This window comes from Streptomyces sp. NPDC041970 (genome assembly GCF_055588985.1).
Window position 1 is genome coordinate 1 of record NZ_JBVJCD010000085.1, and the last position, 19,662, is coordinate 19,662.

Annotated in this window: 12 protein-coding genes and 1 pseudogene; 5 read left to right on the plus strand and 8 right to left on the minus strand. The window is 72.8% G+C overall.

Annotated features, from left to right (window positions below; genetic code table 11):
• Positions 1 to 108: 108 nt before the first annotated feature.
• Together ACZ6EJ_RS26390 and ACZ6EJ_RS26395 are read right to left on the minus strand one after the other, a co-directional pair.
• Positions 109 to 459 (minus strand): annotated as a pseudogene (locus ACZ6EJ_RS26390) (NTP pyrophosphohydrolase); the annotation flags it as partial.
• Between the two features lie 17 nt (positions 460 to 476).
• Positions 477 to 1,553 carry an LCP family protein gene (locus tag ACZ6EJ_RS26395; RefSeq protein WP_469270571.1) on the minus strand — a complete coding sequence of 359 codons (1,077 nt, stop codon included), beginning with the start codon at positions 1,551 to 1,553 and terminating at the stop codon, positions 477 to 479.
• Positions 1,554 to 1,866: 313 nt separating this feature from the next.
• Here ACZ6EJ_RS26395 and ACZ6EJ_RS26400 point away from each other — a divergent pair, with 313 nt between their 5' ends.
• The 4 genes from ACZ6EJ_RS26400 (at position 1,867) to ACZ6EJ_RS26415 (ending at position 10,779) form a co-directional block, all read left to right on the plus strand.
• Positions 1,867 to 2,943, plus strand: a complete 1,077-nt coding sequence (locus ACZ6EJ_RS26400) for a PLL family lectin (RefSeq protein WP_469270572.1) — start codon at positions 1,867 to 1,869, stop codon at positions 2,941 to 2,943.
• Positions 2,944 to 3,220: 277 nt separating this feature from the next.
• Positions 3,221 to 7,114: a bifunctional glycosyltransferase/CDP-glycerol:glycerophosphate glycerophosphotransferase gene (locus ACZ6EJ_RS26405; RefSeq protein WP_469270573.1), complete on the plus strand. Its 3,894-nt coding sequence runs from the start codon at positions 3,221 to 3,223 to the stop codon at positions 7,112 to 7,114.
• A 91-nt stretch (positions 7,115 to 7,205) separates the two neighbouring features.
• Positions 7,206 to 9,203: a glycosyltransferase family 4 protein gene (locus ACZ6EJ_RS26410; RefSeq protein WP_469270575.1), complete on the plus strand. Its 1,998-nt coding sequence runs from the start codon at positions 7,206 to 7,208 to the stop codon at positions 9,201 to 9,203.
• A gap of 88 nt (positions 9,204 to 9,291) precedes the next feature.
• On the plus strand, positions 9,292 to 10,779 hold the full coding sequence (locus ACZ6EJ_RS26415) for a hypothetical protein (RefSeq protein WP_469270577.1): 1,488 nt from the start codon (positions 9,292 to 9,294) through the stop codon (positions 10,777 to 10,779).
• On the opposite strand, the gene ACZ6EJ_RS26420 is transcribed toward ACZ6EJ_RS26415, so the two are convergent.
• From ACZ6EJ_RS26420 to ACZ6EJ_RS26445, 6 genes are all read right to left on the minus strand, one after another.
• On the minus strand, positions 10,766 to 11,620 hold the full coding sequence (locus ACZ6EJ_RS26420; protein ID WP_469270578.1) for an endonuclease/exonuclease/phosphatase family protein: 855 nt from the start codon (positions 11,618 to 11,620) through the stop codon (positions 10,766 to 10,768). The two genes, ACZ6EJ_RS26415 and ACZ6EJ_RS26420, sit on opposite strands and share 14 nt — an antisense overlap.
• Positions 11,621 to 11,758: 138 nt before the next feature.
• Complete coding sequence (locus ACZ6EJ_RS26425) at positions 11,759 to 13,891, minus strand: 3-hydroxyacyl-CoA dehydrogenase NAD-binding domain-containing protein (RefSeq protein WP_469270579.1); 2,133 nt, start codon at positions 13,889 to 13,891, stop codon at positions 11,759 to 11,761.
• On the minus strand, positions 13,888 to 15,108 hold the full coding sequence (locus tag ACZ6EJ_RS26430; protein WP_469270580.1) for a thiolase family protein: 1,221 nt from the start codon (positions 15,106 to 15,108) through the stop codon (positions 13,888 to 13,890). The genes ACZ6EJ_RS26425 and ACZ6EJ_RS26430 overlap by 4 nt, the downstream gene beginning before the upstream one ends.
• A 295-nt stretch (positions 15,109 to 15,403) precedes the next feature.
• Positions 15,404 to 16,678 (minus strand): HRDC domain-containing protein, encoded by a 1,275-nt coding sequence (locus ACZ6EJ_RS26435; protein WP_469270582.1) that lies wholly within the window; start codon positions 16,676 to 16,678, stop codon positions 15,404 to 15,406.
• Positions 16,679 to 16,792: 114 nt separating this feature from the next.
• On the minus strand, positions 16,793 to 17,455 hold the full coding sequence (locus ACZ6EJ_RS26440; protein ID WP_329419490.1) for a response regulator transcription factor: 663 nt from the start codon (positions 17,453 to 17,455) through the stop codon (positions 16,793 to 16,795).
• A gap of 244 nt (positions 17,456 to 17,699) precedes the next feature.
• Complete coding sequence (locus ACZ6EJ_RS26445; RefSeq protein WP_469270584.1) at positions 17,700 to 18,359, minus strand: DUF3000 domain-containing protein; 660 nt, start codon at positions 18,357 to 18,359, stop codon at positions 17,700 to 17,702.
• A 127-nt stretch (positions 18,360 to 18,486) separates the two neighbouring features.
• Here ACZ6EJ_RS26445 and hemE point away from each other — a divergent pair, with 127 nt between their 5' ends.
• Positions 18,487 to 19,566 carry a uroporphyrinogen decarboxylase gene (hemE, locus tag ACZ6EJ_RS26450; protein WP_469270586.1) on the plus strand — a complete coding sequence of 360 codons (1,080 nt, stop codon included), beginning with the start codon at positions 18,487 to 18,489 and terminating at the stop codon, positions 19,564 to 19,566.
• Positions 19,567 to 19,662: the final 96 nt, after the last annotated feature.

The window sequence follows — 19,662 nt, forward strand, 5'->3', positions numbered from 1 at the left end:
GAGGTTTACCTGCGCCGCCACCCGTCCACCCAGAAAGAGAAGAGCGGAGATCGAACCCCCCCCCCCCCGCCCCGCGCCCCCCCCCCCCCCCGCGCCCCCCCCCCCCCCCCGGGCCCCGTACGCCTCGACCCGCCGCCGCAGCCCCCGGTCGGCGGTGACGACGACGCAGGGGCGCGCGCCGCGGGCGGCGGCGGCCAGACGGGCGATCAGGTCGTCACCGCTGCCGGGCGCCGCCTCCACGCGCACCCCCGGCGCCGGCGCCACCCCTCGGGCGGCGCCCTCCACGACCAGCACCAGGTCGACGGGGCCGGGGCAGCCGGGGAGCCCCTCCTCGGCGTACCGGACCAGCGCGTCCCGCAGCCGCTCGGCCGCCCCGCGCCGGTCCCGCCACCATCCGTCGGGCACCGACCCCACCACGTTGGCGGCGTCGACGATCACCAGGGTCCGCTCGTCGGTCATCCGGGCATGATGCCAGGTCAGCCGCCGGTGGCCGGGGACTTCTTGGCCGATTCGGGGATCTCGGTGTCCGTGCGGATCGCCTTCCAGAGCTCGCCGGCCTGCGGCTCAGCCGCCACCACGCGGTTCTCGTCCACCGTGTCGTAGGCGACCGGCAGCATGATCGTCTCCATGGACGAGGGGTCGACGCCGTTCATCGAGCGGGCGAACTCGCTCAGCGAGGTCAGCGAGGCCAGTCCCTTGTCGGTCGTCAGCGACTTGGTCGCGGAGTTGGCGATCTTGTACGCGGTCGCCGGACTGCCCAGCAGGTCCTGCGACTTGATCTCGGTGAGCAGGGCCAGCAGGAACTGCTGCTGGAGCCCGATCCGGCCCAGGTCGCTGCCGTCGCCGATGCCCTCGCGGGTCCGTACGTAGGCGAGGGACTCGGCGCCGTCGAGCTTGTGCGACCCGGCGGCCAGGTCGAGCCCCGACGCCTTGTCCCTGATCGGCTCCTCGACCTTCACGGTGACGCCGCCCACCGCGTCGACCAGGTCCTTGAAGCCCGCGAAGTTGATCTCCAGGTAGTGGTCGATCCGGACGCCGGACATCTTCTCGACGGTCTTGACCACACAGGCCGGACCGGCGGCGGAGTAGACCGAGTTGAACATGACGCGCTCCGCGGACGCCATCGTCGAGCCGTCCCCCTTGGCGCACTCGGGCCTGGTCACCAGGGTGTCGCGCGGGATCGACACGGCGACGGCCTCGGTGCGGCCCTCGGGTATGTGCACGACCAGCGCGGTGTCGGAGCGGGCCCCGCTGACGCCGGCGCCCCCGCCCAGCTTGCGGTTCTCCGCCCCGGCGCGCGAGTCCGAGCCCAGGACGAGCAGGTTCTGCCCGGTGGTGGGCAGCTTCTCCGGGCGCTCGTCGCCCAGCGCCTCGTCGATGTCGACGCCGTGGATGTTGCCGTCGAGGTCCTGGTACATCCAGTACGCGGCGCCGCCGCCGGCGAGGGCGAGCGCGACGAGCACGCCGAGCGTGATCTTGAGCCCGCGGCGCTTGCGGGGCTTCGCCGCCCGGCGCGACGCACGGGAGCCCGGAGAGGTGACGTCGTTGCTCATCCTGTTTTCGAGTCCTTGGTCTCGCGGCCCGGTCGGGCTGTGGCGGTGGACTCGGGTGGGGGGAGGAGCCGGTCCGTGTGGGGTGGTGGATAAGAACTATAAACAGTCCATCGAGCGCGTGTACGAGTACAGGGTGCGCCGCCGACCTGCGGCGCACGGCTTTTCCGCCGCGGCTCGGCAGGTCATCGCGGCTCCGGGGGGCGAAGCCGGGCCCCGGACCGGGGTCTAGGATGTGGCAGATTCGAAACCGTGCGCGATGGGTTCATGGCGTGACGTAAAGGGATGCCCTCTGGGGAAAGGTGACGGCGCAGCCATGCTCGGACGTGATGCCCGCGCGACCTCGCAGGTCGCCTCCGCCGCCGGGACGCGGAGCGGCATCTGGCTCACCCGCGGCAAGGACGGCCGGCTCACCGTGTACGCGCACGGCTCCGACGGGCTGCGCCGCTGGACCCAGGGGCGTCCGGGCGGCGACGCGTGGACGTGCGCCGACCTGGCGACGGCGGGGCGGTTGACCGATCTCTCCGTCGTGCAGGACGCCGACGCCTACGTCCACCTCGTCGGCCGGCGGGAGCAGGTTTCGGGCTCCACCGTCCGTGCCGACGTCGTCCACGCGATCCAGTACCAGACCGGGCGGCCGGTCTCGGCCTGGCACTCCCTGGGCAATCCCCACAAGGAGTCGCAGGGGGGCTACCGCATCGGCGCCCCCGTCGCCGCCGTGAGCGCGTCGGGGGAGGTCCACATCGCGCTCCGCAACGCGGGCGGCGGGCTGATGCTGCGCCGTGAGCGTCCCGACGGGAAGTGGCACGGCTGGGAGGACCTGCGCGGGGCGAACCTCGCGGGGGACCCCGCGGTGGTCGCGCTCGCCTCCGGGACGGTGGAGTTCTTCGCCGCGACCGAGGGGGGCACGCTGCACTGGCGGCAGAAGGAGCCCGGCGGCGGCTGGCACGAGGCCCGGCCCTCGCGCCTGGCGGTGCGTGCGGGCACGGCGGCCGGGCTGGAGACCGCGCCCGGCCGGGCCACCTTCTACTGGACCGATCCGGCCGGCGGCGTCGTCGCCTTCCGTCCGGGGGCGTGGCCGATGGCTCTCGGCGGGGCTCCGGGGGACGGCGCGCACGCGGCGATCAGGGTGGCGCTGGACGGCTACGACTGCACGGTGCTGGTCCACCGGGGCGTCGAGGGGACGGCCGCGGTGGGCCTGGGCGTCACCGAGGACGAGGCCAACGGGATGTGGTGGTCGGACACGGGCGTCCCGTGTCTGGGGACGCCCGCGCTGGCGCTGGACGCCTACGGCCGGCTGGTGGTCGCGGTGGTCGGCGGGGACGGCGCGCCGAGGCTGGCGCGGCAGGTGGAGGGTCCCGGTCTCACGCTCGACGACTGGCGGACCCTCTGAAACCCGTTCCGCCCGAACGGCCGCCATACCGAACGCATGACATGAATCACGTGGCCCTGTCCAGGACTGCCGACGCATCGTCACCTGATTCTCACATTGACATCCTTTAATGTTCATTTAAGATTTGCGTACGGTGCTACAGCCTCGCAACCTGATCGACCGGTGATCGAGGAAGACCGACTCTGGGCCAACGGGGGCTCGGGAGAGGGCGGAGCGCAGAGTTGGATCTTGGTGGTGGCCGCAGTGCTCGCCACTGCCGTGAACGGGAGTGTGAAGCATGGCCTCTGGGCCTCGTCTGAGTGTCGTCGTCCCCTTTCAGGACGTGGAGATCTACCTCGACGAGTGCCTGGAGTCCATCGCCCGCCAGACGTTCCGCGACTTCGAGGTCGTCATGGTCGACGACGGCTCGACCGACGGGTCCACGGCGATCGCCGAGGGGTTCTGCGCCCGCGACCCGCGCTTCCGGCTCATCCGCCAGGAGTCGCACGGACCGGGCCACGCCCGGAACACGGGACTGGACGCCATGCACCCGGCCGGCGAGTTCCTGGTGTTCGCCGACGGCGACGACGTCATTCCCGAGTACGCCTACGAACTGCTGATACGCACGCTCTCGGAGTCCGGCTCGGATTTCGTCTCCGGCAACGTCCAGATGATGAATTCCACCAAGAAGTGGCAGTCCCCCCTGCACAAGGGGCCGATGCAGAAAGACCGCCGCGGCACCCACATCACCCGGTTCGAGGCGCTGATCTACGACCGGACCGTCTGGAACAAGGTGTTCCGCCGCGCTTTCTGGGACCACCACCTGATCCGGTTTCCCGAAGGGGTCCTCTACGAGGACTCCTGGGTCAACATGTTCGCGCACTTCAAGGCGCGGAAGGTCGATGTCATCACCGACATCGTCTACTTCTGGCGGCGCCGTGAGGGCGGCGCGGCGCCCTCCATCACCCAGCGGCACACCGAGGTCGACAACCTGCGCGACCGGGTCGCCGCCGTGCAGTCCGTCAGCCGCTTCCTGGGCCGGCACCGGTCGCGCTCGTACAAGGAGCACAAGCGCAAGTACGACCTGGCCTGCCTCAAGTCCGACCTCATGCTCCACCTCAAGGTGCTCCCCGACGCGGACGAGGAGTACCGCGACGCCTTCATGCACGCGGCCCAGGAGTTCCTGGGGGAGGCGGACGACGACCTCATCGAGGAGCTGCCGGCCGACGCGCGCGTGAAGTGGCTGCTGGTCCACCAGGGGCGGCTCGGCGAGCTGCTGGACGTCATCGAGTTCGAGCGCAAGGGCGGCCCGCTGCCCGTGCGCCGCCGGCTGCGCCGCTACCTGAACTACCCGCACCTGGGGAACCGCCGCACGGGTCTGTACAAGAGCGACTACCGCCTCACCTCGGAGCTGTCGCCCGCCAGTTCGCTCACCGGGGCGAGCTGGGACGACGAGTGGCTGACGCTGACCGGCTCCGCGTACGTGCGCTTCATCAACGTGCACAAGAAGCACATGTCGACCAAGGCCCTGGCGCTGCGGAACAAGAAGTCCGGCAGCAAGATGATCAACCTGGCGCGGACCACCTACTACCCGCAGGCGACCGAGTACTCCAACCAGAACCGCTACTGCTACGACTGGGCCGGCTTCGAGAGCCGGTTCGACACCACCCGGCTCAAGAAGAAGGGCGAGTGGGTCGAGGGCACCTGGGACGTCGCCGCAGGCGTGTTCAGCCGCGGCCTCTTCCGGTACAAGAGCGTCGGCCGGGGCGGCGCGGGCACCGCCGCCAACCCTCCGTACCGCTATGTCGACAAGAACACGCGGATCGTCCCGCTCTTCGTCCAGGGCTCCCTCAAGCTCCGCGTCGAGCGGGTCCGCTGCCGCATCACCCGGCACCGGGTCGTGGGCGAGCACCTCGAACTCGGCGGCGTCTACCTGGCCCCGAAGGTCCCCGAGTGGGGCAAGCTCCGGGTCGTCAGCATGAACGGCGCGGGCCGGCACGACTCCTGGCTGGCCTTCAAGCCCGGCGGGGAGGGCTGGTGCACCTTCACGACGCGGGTGCCGCTGCGCAACCTCGTCCCCGGTTCGCGGGCCGACGGGGACACCTCCGTACCCCAGGCGTGGACCATGGGCAGCAACGGCTGGAAGTTCGTCGTGCACATGGAGGGCCGCAAGGCGCCGCTGTACCCGGTGATGGCCGAGGGCGCCCCGGACGGCCACTACCGCCTGCCCGCGCAGGTGCAGACCGAGCGCGGCGACCGCGAGGTCGTCGTCCACCGCAACGGCTCGGGCTACGTCGTGCTCTTCGAGCGCGACGCGCTGCCCCTGGTGAGCGAGTGCCGCTGGCGCGACGACGGCTCGCTGGAGATCGTCGGCCACTACTCCGGCGCGGACCTGCTGACCCCGGCCGAGCACGCCAGCGCCCACGTGGTCGTCAGGTCGCGGGCCCACGGGGCCGAGCGGGCCGTGCCGCTGGAGTGGGACGGGCGCCGCTTCCGGTGCGTCGTGACCCCGGCGGCCATGCGCACCCTCGCCGGCGCCATCCCGCTGGCCGCCGGCCGCTGGGACTTCTTCCTGCGGCGGCAGGACCCCTCGTCCGTCGCCCCGGCCGACCGGTCGCCCGACCTCATGTTCAAGATCGAGCAGGACCTGGTCGCCGCGTTCCCCCAGGAGGCCGAGCTGGCCGGACGCGGCTACGACCTCCAGGCGGAGGGGTACGACCGGCTCTCCCTGCTCGTCCGCTCCGCGATGGCCGAGGACGCCCGCGGCCCCTACCGCCAGAAGCTGCTGCGGACCAAGGCGTACCCGCAGGCCCGGCGCCAGGAGATCAGGCCGGCCGTGCTCTTCGACGCCTTCAAGGGCACGCAGTACTCCGACAGCCCGCGCGCCGTCCACGAGGAGATGGTCCGGCGCGGCGTCGACCTGGAGCAGTTGTGGGTCGTCCGGGACGACCAGGTCGAGCTGCCCCCCACGGCCCGGCCCGTGCGCATGTGGTCCCAGGAGTGGTACGAGGCGCTCGCCACCTGCCGGTACGTCGTGGCCAACAACCACCTCCCCGACTGGTTCGAGAAGCGTCCCGAGCAGGTCGTCGTGCAGACCTGGCACGGCACCCCGCTCAAGAAGATCGGCCACGACATCGAGGCGGTGCACTTCGCCGACCAGCGCTACCTGGAGCGGGTCGCGAAGGAGGTCCGCAACTGGGACATGCTGGTCTCGCCCAACAGCTTCTCCACGCCCATCCTCCAGCGCGCCTTCCAGTTCCCCGGTGAGATGGTCGAGTGCGGCTACCCCCGCAACGACCTCCTGCGCCGGCCGGGAACGGAGGAGCGGGCCGCCGAGATCCGCCGGCGCATCGGCCTCCCGCCCGGCAAGCGCATCATCATGTACGCCCCCACCTGGCGCGACGACCAGTTCTACGCTCCGGGGAAGTACAAGTTCGACTTCCGGATCGACCTCGACGACGCCCGCGCGCGCCTGGGCGCCGACCACGTCCTGATGGTCCGTCGGCACCCGAACGTGGTCGACCCGGTGCCGGGCGCCGGGGACGGCTTCGTCTTCGACGTTTCGGACTACCCGGACATGGCGGACCTCTCCCTGATCACCGACGTGATGATCACGGACTACTCCTCGCTGATGTTCGACTACGTCAACACCGGGCGGCCGATCCTGTTCTTCACCTACGACCTGGACCACTACCGCGACACCCTGCGCGGGTTCTACTTCGAGTTCGCCGAGAGCGCGCCGGGCCCCCTGCTGTCGGAGTCGGCCGAGCTGGTCTCGGCGATCCGGGACGTCGACCGCATCCAGGCCGCGTACGCCGAGCGCTACCGCTGGTTCCAGGACCAGTTCTGCGATCTCGACGACGGGTACGCCTCCGCCCGGCTGACCGACCGCGTCCTGGTCGCGGGGGGCGACCTCGCCCCCGAGCGGGCACAGGCCCCGGCCGTCGGCACGGCGCCGGTCCGCGGGAGCCTCCCGGCCCGCCCGACCGCGGACCGGACGCAGCCGGGCCGGCAGGCGACGCAGCCGGTCCAGCAGGCGACGCAGCCGATCCAGCAGGTCCGGACGGCTCCGCGGTCCGCCGTCCGGCAGGACCCGCGGTGGCCCCTCACCCAGGAAGGGCCGCAGGCGGAGCCGCCGCGGCTCGAGGCGTCCCCTCCCGGCGAGCGGGTCTACGAGGGAGTGATCATGTGAGGTCCCGGCCGCCCCGAGCCGCAGCCCGGACCAGCCACGGACCAGCCCCTCGCGCGGCACGCGCCGCCCGACCACGGAAGACCGGCACCCCATGAAGATCGCCTTTCTGCTGCACGACGCCTACGGCATCGGCGGCACGGTCAGCGCCACCCTCAACCTGGCGGGCGCGCTGGCCCAGCGGCACGAGGTGGAGATCGTCTCCGTGTTCCGCACCCGCGACACCCCCCAGGGGACCCTGGAGCCGGGCGTCCGGCTGACGCCCCTGGTGGACATCCGGGCCGGCAGCGCCGACCAGGAGAACCCGCTCTCCCGGCAGCCGTCGGCGGTGAGCCCGCGCACGCCCTCGTTCTCGCCGCTGTACAACGCCCTCACCGACCAGCGGATCGGCGGCTACCTCGACGGGACCCCCGCCGAGGTCGTCATCGCCACCCGGCCGGTGCTGCTCATGTACCTGGCGCACTTCGGCGAGCGCGACTACCTCCGGATCGGGCAGGAGCACCTGACCCACGACTCGCAGATCCCCGAGCAGCGGGAGCGGCAGAACGCGATCATCCCGGAGATGGACGCCTTCGTCACGGTCTCCCAGGCGGACGCCGAGATCTACCGGACGGTCCTGCCGCAGGCCGCCCCCCGCATCCTCTCCATCCCGAACCCGGTGGCGGTGCCGAGCGCCATGCCCGCGCGGAGCGGCCGGCGCATCGTCGTGGCGGCCGGACGGCTGGTGAGGGTGAAGCGGTACGACGTGCTCGTCCGCGCCTTCGAGACCGTCGTCCGCAGCCGGCCCGACTGGAGCCTGCGGATCTACGGCTCCGGCAAGGAGGAGCAGGCCCTGCGGGAGCTGGTGATGGAGCGCGGGCTGTACAACCACGTACGGCTCATGGGCTCCCACGCGCCGATGGAGAGCGAGTGGGCCAAGGGCGACATCGCCGCCGTCACCTCCGACAACGAGTCCTTCGGCATGACCATCGTCGAGGCCATGCAGGCCGGCCTCCCGGTCGTCAGCACCGACTGCCCGCTCGGCCCGCGCGAGATCATCCAGCACGGGGTCGACGGCCTCCTGGCCGTGCCGGGCGACCCGGACTCCGTGGCCCAGGGCCTGCTCGCCCTCATCAACGACGACCAGTCGCGCCTGCGCATGAGCGAGGCCGCCCGGCAGAACGCGTACCGCTTCGCCCCCGACGTCATCGCCCAGCGGTACGAGGAGCTGTTCGGCCACCTCGCCGCCGACCGCGCCCGCAACCCGGTCCGCTCGCCGCCCCGCGTCCTGCCGCTGGGCCGCCTGATCGCGGAGCCGGGCGGCGGGTTCCGGCTGCGGCTGAAGGTCACCGGCGAGGGCGCGACCGGCTACGCCGTGAGCGTCAAGCTCCGCGACAGCCCCGAGACCCGCACGGTGGCGTTGGATCCGGGCGCGCTCGTCAAGGACGCCAGGGGGCGGCTCTGGACCGAGACGGTCATCGACCCCCGGCTGCTGCGACCCCACGAGGGGACCTGGGACCTGCGGCTGCGCACCCCCGAGGGCCAGGACGAACGCGTCACGGCGGAAGGGGTGGAGACCCAGTACCTCAGCGGGCAGGCGCCCTGGCTGGACGCCCAGGGGGTCTCCTCCGCCATCCCCTACCGGACGATCGACGACTTCATCGCCCTGCGCACCTGGTACCGCCCCGCCCACGCGGAGATCGACCAGGTCGTCGTCGGCGAGGGCAGCACCGCCTTCCAGGTCGGCCTGCTGCTCCCGCGCCCCGTCCAGGCCGGGACGGCGCTCCACGCCGTGCTGCGCCACCGGAGCGACCGGGCCGTCGAGTTCGCCGTCCCGGCGCAGCCGGCCGGCGGGGCCTCGATCACGTTCGCCGTCCCGCACCGGGAGTTCCTGGTCCGCCGCCTCGCCGCCACCGACCTCTGGGACCTGTGGATACGGATCGGGGACGGGACCGAGACGCGGGCCGGACGGATCGGCGGCGACATCATCCGCCGCAAGCACACCGACCGGTTCCCCTCGTCGGTGGACCGCTCCGACCTGGGCGTCCCCCACCGGACCGTCGCGTACATCACCGACGACAACGACCTGTCCTTCTCCGTGAAGCACGCCTGACCACCTGACCACCAGCGGCCGCGGTCCGGGAGATCCGGGCCCCGCCGGAGTACCGCCCGCCCCGCACGAGATGGGAAGTCCCAGAGCCGTGTCCCCAGCAGCCCCCGGCCGCCCGCTGCACACCGGCATCGACGTCTCCGGGACCTTCCCGGTCGAGTACCGGTTCGCGCACGCCCGGAACGGCAACCGCCACCTGGTGGTCGTCTTCGCCAACTTCTCCGTGCCCGGCGACTACGGGTGGTCGAACGGCGTGTTCGACACGCTCCGGTCCAACGTCCTCTGGATCCGCGACCGCTTCCACGGCAAGAACAGCTACTACCTCTGCGAGGGCATGGACTTCGGGCTGGAGCGGTCCGTCGCCTCCCTGATCTCCAACGTGCTGCACTCGCTGGGGCTGACGGCCGACCAGTGCACCCTGTGGGGCGGGTCGAAGGGGGGCAGCGCGGCCCTCTACTTCGGCCTGAAGTACGGCTTCCGCAACATCGTGTCCATGGTCCCGCAGTTCAGGATCGGCAGCTACGTCCTGCAGTACCCCTCCATCGCCGAGCACATGATGGGCGAGGTCACCGAGCGGAACACGCAGATCATCGACGACGCGATACCGGCCCTGGTGAGGGCCGGGGCGAACCGGGGCGCCAACATCTACATCCTCTCGTCGCCCCAGGACGAGCAGTTCGCGGAGCAGGTCGAGCCCTTCCTGCCGCTGTTCGCCGGCTACGAGAACCTCAACTTCATCTTCAGCGACTCCCCCCACATCGTCGACCACGCGCACGTGACCGGCCGCAACCTCCCGGTCCTGATGGGGCTGGTCAACTTCCTCATCGACGGGATGGCGCCGCGCCTCGGGTTCGTGCGCAGCGGCGGCGAGCGGCCCGACGCCGACAGGTCGGCCATCGACGCCTACCTCAAGGCCACCTCCCAGGTCCAGGAGGCGTTCGCCGCGCCCGTGGTGCACGCCCCGGCGGCAGGCGGGACGGTCCACGGAGGGCCGGTCACGTTCGCCGGCGCGGCTCCGGGCGCGGTACGGCTGAGCGTGTGGGAGCACGGCAAGTTCCTCGGCGCCCCCGAGGTCGCCCCGGACGGCTCCTGGAGCTGGGACCTCGGCCGCCCCTGGAGCGTGGGCGCGCACACGGTGCGCGTGCTCGGGGTCGACGCCTCCGGCTACCACTCCCAGCGGGCCGAGGTCGTCTTCACCGTCGCCGCCGCGTCCGAGGCCCCGGCGGCGGGGCCCGAACCGGCCCGGCCACCGGCTCCGGGCGGGCCGCCCCCCGCCCCGGCGGTCGCCGTCCCCGCACCCGGCCAGCGGGTCCAGGGTCCGCTGATCGGCATGGCGGGGTACGCCGAGGGCGCCGTCCGGATCGAGTTCGTCGAGGACGGTATGCGGTTGGGCGTCGCCCCGGTGGCGCCGGACACCCGCTGGTTCTGGGAGCCGGGCTGGTCGTGGGCCGCAGGCGAGCACACCGTGGAGTGCCACGCCGTCGACGCGGCCGGCCAGGAGTCCGGGCGGACCGTCGTCCGGTTCGGCGTCGTGCACGGGGCGACGCGGACCGGCGGAGGGCTCCTCAGCCCGTTCTGACCTCCATGACCAGGGCCAGGTGGTCCGACGCGGACGTGTCGCGCACCGCGCAGGCGGTGCGCGGCAGATCGGTGAAGAGGTAGTCGACCTTGCCGCCGCCCGCCAGCGTCGCCCGGCCCCCGCGCGCGGAGGCGTCCCGCTGGTCGCACTCCCGGTAGCGGCGGAAGGCCGGGCGCGGCCAGATCCAGGCCTGGTCGCCGGCGGCCGCGGGCGGTGTGCTGTTGAGGTCCCCGCCGAACACCGTACGGACGCCCGCCGCGCCGACCAGCGCGGCGAGCTGGTCGTCGCGCAGCTCCCACCCCGGATGCGCCCGGTCGCTGCCGGGCAGGCTCAGATGGCCGCCGCACACCCGGAGCGCCGGTTCGAGCACCGTCGCGCAGAGAGTTCCGCGGTGCAGTCCGACCTCGGGCTGTTGCGCCTCCACCGCCGCCACCCGGAGCAGCGGCGAGGAGGCCAAAACCGCGACGCCCGCCCGGCCCCGGCCGTGCGGCGTGCAGTCGACCGGGGTGAACCGCCCGCCGGCGGCGCGGTGGGCGTACCCCCTGAAGACCGCGTCCCAGCCGCGCCCCAGCGCCCGCCGGGCGGCGGCCAGGTCCCTCGCGCAGACCTCCTGCAGCAGGATCACGTCCGCGCCGTCCGCCTCGGCCAGCTCCGTGAGCGCGCGGACCTTGCGGTCACCGCCGCCGGTGCCCCGGCAGTTCCACGCCTCGACGCCGCACATGTTCCAGGTGGCGACCCGCAGCCGGTCCCGCGCCGCCCGAGCGCCCTCGACCGGGGCCGACAGCGGCGCGAGCACGACCAGGGCCAGCAGCGCGACCAGCCAGGCCGGCCGCCGGAGCACCGCACGCGCGATCCCCGCCCCCCGCCGCCCGCCGACGCCCCGCACCGCCACCGCCCCTCCGTCCCGTTCCGGGCCCGCAACGCGAACGGGCCGTACGGGAGATCATCCCGTACGACCCGTTCGCCGTGAGATCAGGCGTTACGCGGGCACGCTCGCGACGCCCTGCTCCAGGAACGGCTTGCCGTTGACCCGCTGGGAGACGCCCGCGCGGTCCAGGTACGGCGTGATGCCGCCCAGGTGGAAGGGCCAGCCCGCACCGGTGATCAGGCACAGGTCGATGTCCTGCGCCTCGGCGACGACGCCCTCCTCCAGCATCAGGCCGATCTCCTGCGCCACCGCGTCGAGCACGCGGTCGCGGGTCTGCTCCTCGGTGAGGACGGTGTCGCCCTGCTTGAGGAGGGCGGCGACCTCGGGGTCGAGGACCGGCGCACCGGAGTCGTGGACGTAGAAGCCGCGCTTGCCGGCCTTGACGACCGCCGCGAGGTTCTCCGAGACGGTGAAGCGCTCCGGGAAGGCGCGGTTCAGGGTCTCCGAGACGTGCAGCCCGATGGCCGGGCCGACCAGCTCCAGGAGCACCAGCGGGGACATCGGCAGGCCGAGCGGCTCGACGGCGCGCTCCGCGACCTCGACCGGGGTGCCCTCGTCGATGACGTTCTGGATCTCGCCCATGAAGCGGGTGAGGATGCGGTTGACGACGAACGCCGGGGCGTCCTTCACCAGCACCGCGGTCTTCTTCAGCTTGCGGGCCACGCCGAACGCCGTCGCCAGCGAGGCGTCGTCCGTCCGCTCGCCGCGGACGATCTCCAGCAGGGGGAGGATCGCGACCGGGTTGAAGAAGTGGAAGCCGACGACCCGCTCCGGGTGCTTCAGCTTCGACGCCATCTCGGTCACCGACAGCGAGGAGGTGTTGGTGGCGAGGATCGCGTGCGCCGGGGCGACCGCCTCGACCTCCGCGAACACCTGCTGCTTGACGCCGATCTCCTCGAAGACGGCCTCGATGATGAAGTCCGCGTCCGCGAAGCCCTCGGCCTTGTCGAGGACGCCGGAGACCAGGCCCTTGAGGCGGTTGGCCTTGTCCTGGTTGACGCGGCCCTTGGCGAGCAGCTTGTCGATCTCGGAGTGGACGTAGCCCACGCCCTTGTCGACGCGCTCCTGGTCGATGTCCGTGAGGACGACCGGGACCTCCAGGCGGCGCAGGAACAGCAGCGCGAGCTGGCTGGCCATCAGGCCCGCGCCCACCACGCCGACCTTGGTGACCGGGCGGGCGAGGTTCTTGTCCGGCGCGCCGGCCGGGCGCTTGGCGCGCTTCTGGACCAGGTTGAAGGCGTAGATGCCGCTGCGCAGCTCGCCGCCCATGATCAGGTCGGCCAGCGCCCGGTCCTCGGCGTCGAAGCCGGCGCCCAGGTCGCCGTCCTTGGCCGCGGCGATGATGTCCAGTGCGCGGTAGGCGGCCGGGGCCGCGCCGTGCACCTTGGAGTCGGCGACGGCCCGGCCGCGGGCGACGGCCTGGTCCCAGGCCTCACCGCGGTCGATCTCGGGGCGCTCCACGGTGACGTCGCCCCGGAGCACGCTCGCGGTCCACGCCAGCGACTGCTCCAGGAAGTCCGCGCCGTCGAACAGCGCGTCCGCGATGCCGAGCTCGAAGACCTGCGCGCCCTTGAGCTGGCGGTTCTGGTTCAGCGAGTTCTCGATGATCACCGAGACCGCGCGGTCCGCGCCGATCAGGTTCGGCAGCAGCGCGCAGCCGCCCCAGCCGGGTACCAGGCCGAGGAAGACCTCCGGCAGCGAGAACGCCGGGACGGCGCGGGAGACGGTGCGGTAGGTGCAGTGCAGGCCGACCTCGACGCCGCCGCCCATCGCCGCGCCGTTGTAGTACGCGAACGTCGGGACCGCGAGGCCGGAGAGGCGGCGGAAGACCTCGTGGCCGCCCTTGCCGATGGCCAGCGCGTCCTCGTGGCGGCTGAGCAGCTCGACGCCCTTGAGGTCCGCGCCGACGGCGAAGATGAACGGCTTGCCGGTGATGCCGACGCCGGTGATGGCGCCCGCCGCGGCCTCCTTCTCGACCTGGTCGACGGCGGCGTTCAGGTTCGCCAGCGACTGCGGTCCGAAGGTGGTCGGCTTGGTGTGGTCCAGCCCGTTGTCCAGCGTGATGAGGGCGAAGTTGCCCCCTCCCGCCGGGAGTTCCAGGTGGCGTACGTGCGCCTGCGTGACGACCTCGCCGGGGAACAGCTCGGCCGCGCCCTTCAGGAGTTCAGTGGTGGTGGTGCTCACTTGCTGCCTCCGTCGAAGTGCGGGTTCTCCCAGACGACCGTCGCGCCCATGCCGAAGCCGACGCACATGGTGGTCAGGCCGTAGCGGACCTCGGGCTGCTCCTCGAACTGCCGGGCCAACTGGGTCATGAGGCGCACGCCGGAGGAGGCCAGCGGGTGGCCGTAGGCGATCGCGCCGCCGTACTGGTTGACGCGGGCGTCGTCGTCGGCGATGCCGTAGTGCTCCAGGAAGGCGAGCACCTGCACGGCGAACGCCTCGTTGATCTCGAAGAGGCCGATGTCGGAGATGGAGAGTCCGGCCTTGGCCAGCGCCTTCTCGGTCGCCGGGATCGGACCGTAGCCCATGACCTCCGGCTCCACGCCCGCGAAGGCGTAGGAGACCAGGCGCATCTTGACCGGCAGGCCCAGCTCGCGGGCGACGTCCTCGGCGGCGAGCAGGGAGGCCGTCGCGCCGTCGTTGAGCCCCGCGGCGTTGCCGGCGGTCACACGGCCGTGCGGACGGAAGGGGGTCTTCAGGCCCGCCAGGGACTCCATGGTGGTGCCCGGACGCATCGGCTCGTCGGCGGTGACCAGGCCCCAGCCCGTCTCGCCGGCCTCGGCGTTGGTGCGGCGCACCGAGATCGGCACCAGGTCCTGCTGGATCTTGCCGTCGGCGTACGCCTTGGCGGCCTTCTCCTGCGAGCGCACCGCGTAGGCGTCGGCGCGCTGCTTGGTGATGGTGGGGTAGCGGTCGTGCAAGTTCTCCGCCGTCATGCCCATGAACAGGGCGGACTCGTCGACCAGCTTCTCCGACACGAAGCGCGGGTTGGGGTCGACGCCCTCGCCCATCGGGTGGCGGCCCATGTGCTCGACGCCGCCGGCCACGACGACGTCGTACGCGCCGAAGGCGATCGAGCCGGCCGTCGAGGTGACGGCGGTCAGCGCGCCCGCGCACATGCGGTCGATGGAGTAGCCGGGGACGGACTGCGGCAGACCGGCCAGGATCCCTGCGGTACGGCCCAGCGTCAGGCCCTGGTCGCCGATCTGGGTGGTCGCGGCGATGGCGACCTCGTCGATCGACGCGGGGTCGAGGTCCGGGTTGCGGCGCAGCAGCTCCCGGATGGCCTTCACGACGAGATCGTCGGCGCGGGTCTCGTGGTAGATGCCCTTCGGGCCCGCTTTGCCGAACGGGGTGCGGACGCCGTCGACGAAGACGACGTCCCGGATGGTACGAGGCACGATGGCTCTCCTCCAGGGTGCGGGATGGCACTGCTGCGGGGCACACCACGGGGCGTGCCGCCTGCCATCATGCTACTTGCGGGTAACCAGACTGCCCACCCCCCGCGGGCGGAGCGTCGAAGGTCACATCACGACGATGCCCGCCACCGCCCCGCCGAAGCCTCCGCGGCCGGGTGGGGAGGGCCCGGAACCTGGCGTGAATTCGCCCCTGCGTTCGGTGCCGCAACCCGGACGGAGCGCCGGAAAGCGGAACACCCCCCGGCCTCGGGCCGGGGGGTGTCCGTACGGTGCGGGGTCAGGCGGCGGGGTCCAGCGCGCGGACCAGCAGGGGCGCGACCAGCCGGATCTGCCAGGCGCGGGCCCCGTGAGCGGCGAGGACGTCCTCGACGGCGGCCGGGCTCGGGTTCTTCGGCGGCTCCCAGCAGATGCGGCGCACCGTGTCCGGGGTGATCAGGTTCTCCTGGGGCAGGTTCAGGCGCTCGGCCAGCTCGGAGACGGCGGCGCGGGCGGCCGAGAGCCGGGCGGCGGCGGCCGGGTCCTTGTCGGCCCAGGAGCGCGGCGGCGGCGGCCCGGCCGGCTGCTGGCCGGGCTGCGGCAGCTCCGACTCCGGCAGCGCCCTGGCCCGCTCCACGGCGGCCTGCCACTGCTCCAGTTGCCGGCGCCCCATGCGGTGGCCGAATCCCGGCAGCGCGGTCAGCGCCTGCACGTTGACCGGCAGCGCGAGCGCGGCCTCGACGATCGCGGCGTCGCCGAGCACCTTGCCCGGCGAGACGTCGCGGCGCTGGGCGACCTGGTCGCGGGCGTTCCACAGCTCGCGCACGACCGCCATCTGACGGCGGCGGCGCACCTTGTGCATCCCCGACGTGCGGCGCCAGGGGTCCTTGCGGGGCGGGGCGGGCGGCGCGGCGGCGATGGCGTCGAACTCCTCGCGCGCCCACTCCAGCTTGCCCTGGCGCTCCAGCTCCTCCTCCAGCGCGTCGCGCAGGTCGATCAGCAGCTCCACGTCGAGCGCGGCGTAGCGCAGCCAGGGCTCGGGCAGCGGGCGGGTGGACCAGTCGACCGCGGAGTGGCCCTTCTCCAGGGCGTAACCGAGGACGCTCTCCACCATCGCGCCGAGCCCGACGCGGGGGAAGCCCGCGAGCCGCCCGGCCAGCTCGGTGTCGAAGAGCGCGGTGGGCGTCATGCCTATGTCGCGCAGGCACGGCAGGTCCTGGGTGGCGGCGTGCAGGATCCACTCGGCGTCGGACAGGGCGGCGCCCAGGGTGGAGAGGTCGGGGCAGCCGACCGGGTCGACCAGGGCGCTGCCCGCGCCCTCGCGGCGCAGTTGCACCAGGTAGGCGCGCTGGCCGTAGCGGTAGCCCGAGGCGCGCTCCGCGTCGACGGCCACCGGGCCGGTGCCCGCGGCGAAGGCCGCGACCACCTCGGCGAGCGCGTCGTCGGTCGCCACCACCGGGGGAATGCCCTCGCGCGGCTCGAGCAAGGGGATCGGCGCCGGGGCGACGTCGTCCGGGGGAGCGCCCCCGGTGGTTCGCAGTGAGGTGTCTGCTGCGGTCTCTTGGGCGTCGGTCACGTGTCAAGGGTATCTGTGTATGCGCGGAGCCCGTCGACGGAACGTTCCGTCGACGGGCGGCCATGCGCGTATTCCAGCCGAAGGCGCATCGCTGCACGTCCCGGCGGGGTGAGGTCAGTGGATGATGCCCGTCCGCAGGGCGACGGCGACCATTCCGGCGCGGTCGCCGGTGCCGAGCTTGCGGGCGATCCGGGCGAGGTGGGACTTGACGGTCAGGGCGGAGAGGCCCATCGAGACGCCGATGGCCTTGTTGGACTGGCCTTCGGCGACCAGGCGGAGCACCTCCACCTCACGGCCGGACAGTTCGCGGTAGCCGCCCGGATGGCCCGGGGAGCCGGGGGGCCTGCGGTGCATCCGGGCCGCGTTGGCGCCGATGGGGGCGACGCCGGGGCGGGTGGGGTGGCCGATGTTGGTCCGGGTGCCGGTGACGACGTAGCCCTTCACGCCGCCCGCGAGGGCGTTGCGAACGGCGCCGATGTCGTCGGCGGCGGAGAGGGCGAGACCGTTGGGCCAGCCTGCGGCTCTGGTCTCGGACAGCAGGGTCAGCCCGGAACCGTCGGGCAGGTGGACGTCGGCGACGCAGATGTCACGCGGGTTGCCGACGCGGGGGCGGGCCTCCGCGATGGACGACGCCTCGATGACGTCACGTACTCCGAGGGCCCACAGATGGCGGGTGACGGTGGAACGGACGCGCGGGTCGGCCACGACGACCATGGCCGTCGGCTTGTTCGGGCGGTAGGCGACCAGGCTTGCGGGCTGCTCAAGGAGAACGGACACCAGGCCTCCTGGGGGGAGTGGCGGGACGGGCCGGCTCGGGGGTGAAGCCGGGGGAGAGCCGTGCTTGAAGGGTCATTGACCTCTTCGGCAGCGGGCCCGTCCTCCTTTAGGGAAAGATCGCCCTTTCATGCGTAACAATTCGGGCAAATAGGACGCGCGATCGATTGTACGAAAAAAGAGCCGGTGGGTGCGGCAGGGGGGACGGGATGATACGAACACATGAGCGGTACGGGCTGACGCAGGGTTACGGAGTCTGGGGTCCGCGCCGCTGCGGCAGCGTCACCACCGCCGCGTCCGCCGGGTCGGAGGGGGGCAGGCCCGCGATCTGGCACAGCAGATCGCCCCAGGCCATCAGGTGCGAGGCCGCGTCCGGCGCCCCGCTCCGCCCCTCGCGCGGCGTCCAGGAGGCCCGGATCTCGATCTGCGTCGCGGGGCGGCGCGCGGCCAGCGCGCCGAAGTAGTGCGACCCGGCGCGCGTCACCGTCCCGCCGGCCTCCCCGTACGCCAGGCCCCGCGCCTCCAGCGCACCCGTCAGCCAGGACCAGCACACCTCCGGCAGCAGCGGGTCCGCCGCCATCTCCGGCTCCAGCTCCGCCCGGACCAGCGTCACCATCCGGAAGGCGCCCTGCCACGCCTCGTGGCCGGCCGGGTCGTGCAGCAGGACGAGCCGGCCGTCCGCGAGGTCGTCCTCGCCGTCGACCACCGCGGCCTCCAGGGCGTACGCGTGCGGCGCGAGGCGCTGGGGCGGCCTGGTCGCCTCCACCTCCAGCTCCGGGCGCAGTCGGGCCGAGCGCAGCGCGTCGACCGCCGAGAGGAAGGCGGGCGGGACGGAAGGACCGCCCGTGCCGTCCTCGCGGTCGGTGCCGTCGGATCGTTCGGAAAAGTGTCCCTGAGCCGGAGCCATGCCGGGAAGAGTAGGCGGAAGGCGCGCCCCGCGCAGGGAGGGACACCCTGCGGGGCCGGGCTCCTTCGGCACGCGTGCGAAGATTCTGTGTGTGAGTGCCAACGACCTTCCCCAGGACCCGGACGCCGTGCGATCCGGGGCGAACCCCCCCTCGGACCGGCGGCGGCCCACCGCCCCCGCCGTCCGCGACTCGGCCTTCATCAGGGCCTGCCGCCGCGAGCCCGTCCCCCACACGCCGGTCTGGTTCATGCGGCAGGCGGGGCGCTCGCTGCCCGAGTACCTGAAGGTCCGCGAGGGCATCGCGATGCTCGACTCCTGCATGATGCCGGAGCTGGTCGCCGAGATCACCCTCCAGCCCGTGCGCCGGCACAAGGTCGACGCCGCGATCTACTTCAGCGACATCGTCGTGCCCCTCAAGGCCATCGGCGTCGACCTCGACATCAAGCCCGGCGTCGGCCCCGTCATCGCGGAGCCGATCCGCACCCGCGCCGACCTCGCCCGGCTGCGCGACCTCACCCCCGAGGACGTCTGGTACGTCACCGAGGCCATCGGGATGCTCACCGCCGAGCTGGGCGCCACCCCGCTCATCGGCTTCGCCGGCGCCCCCTTCACCCTCGCCAGCTACCTCGTCGAGGGCGGCCCCTCCCGCAACCACGAGCGCACCAAGGCCATGATGTACGGCGACCCGCTCCTCTGGGCCGACCTGCTCGACCGGCTCGCCGAGATCACCAGCGCCTTCCTCACGGTGCAGATCGAGGCCGGCGCCTCCGCCGTCCAGCTCTTCGACTCCTGGGTCGGCGCGCTGGCCCCCGCCGACTACCGCCGCTCGGTGCTCCCCGCCTCCGCGAAGGTCTTCGACGCGGTCGCCCGCCACGACGTCCCGCGCATCCACTTCGGCGTCGGCACGGGCGAGCTGCTCGGGCTCATGGGCGAGGCCGGGGCCGACGTCGTCGGCGTCGACTGGCGTGTCCCGCTGGACGAGGCCGCGCGCCGCGTGGGGCCCGGCAAGGCGCTCCAGGGCAACCTCGACCCGGCCGTGCTGTTCGCGCCGACGTCCGCCGTGGAGGAGAAGACCCGCGAGGTGCTGGACGCCGCCGCCGGTCTGGAGGGACACGTCTTCAACCTGGGCCACGGCGTGATGCCGTCGATGGACCCGGACGCGCTCACCCGGCTCGTGGAGTACGTCCACGCGCAGACCGCGCGCTGAAGCCCGGCCCCGGGGGGGGGGGGGGCCGGGGGGGGGGGGGGGGGGGGGGGGGGGGGGGGCCCCACCGCGCACCCCACACCACAAACCGCTCGTGCT

Coding starts and splice junctions, on each gene's coding strand:
- ACZ6EJ_RS26405 (WP_469270573.1), top strand. CDS start 3,221: ATGGCCTCTGGGCCTCGTCTGAGTGTCGTCGTCCCCTTTCAGGACGTG.
- ACZ6EJ_RS26410 (WP_469270575.1), top strand. CDS start 7,206: ATGAAGATCGCCTTTCTGCTGCACGACGCCTACGGCATCGGCGGCACG.
- ACZ6EJ_RS26395 (WP_469270571.1), bottom strand. CDS start 1,553: ATGAGCAACGACGTCACCTCTCCGGGCTCCCGTGCGTCGCGCCGGGCG.
- ACZ6EJ_RS26400 (WP_469270572.1), top strand. CDS start 1,867: ATGCTCGGACGTGATGCCCGCGCGACCTCGCAGGTCGCCTCCGCCGCC.
- ACZ6EJ_RS26445 (WP_469270584.1), bottom strand. CDS start 18,359: ATGGCTCCGGCTCAGGGACACTTTTCCGAACGATCCGACGGCACCGAC.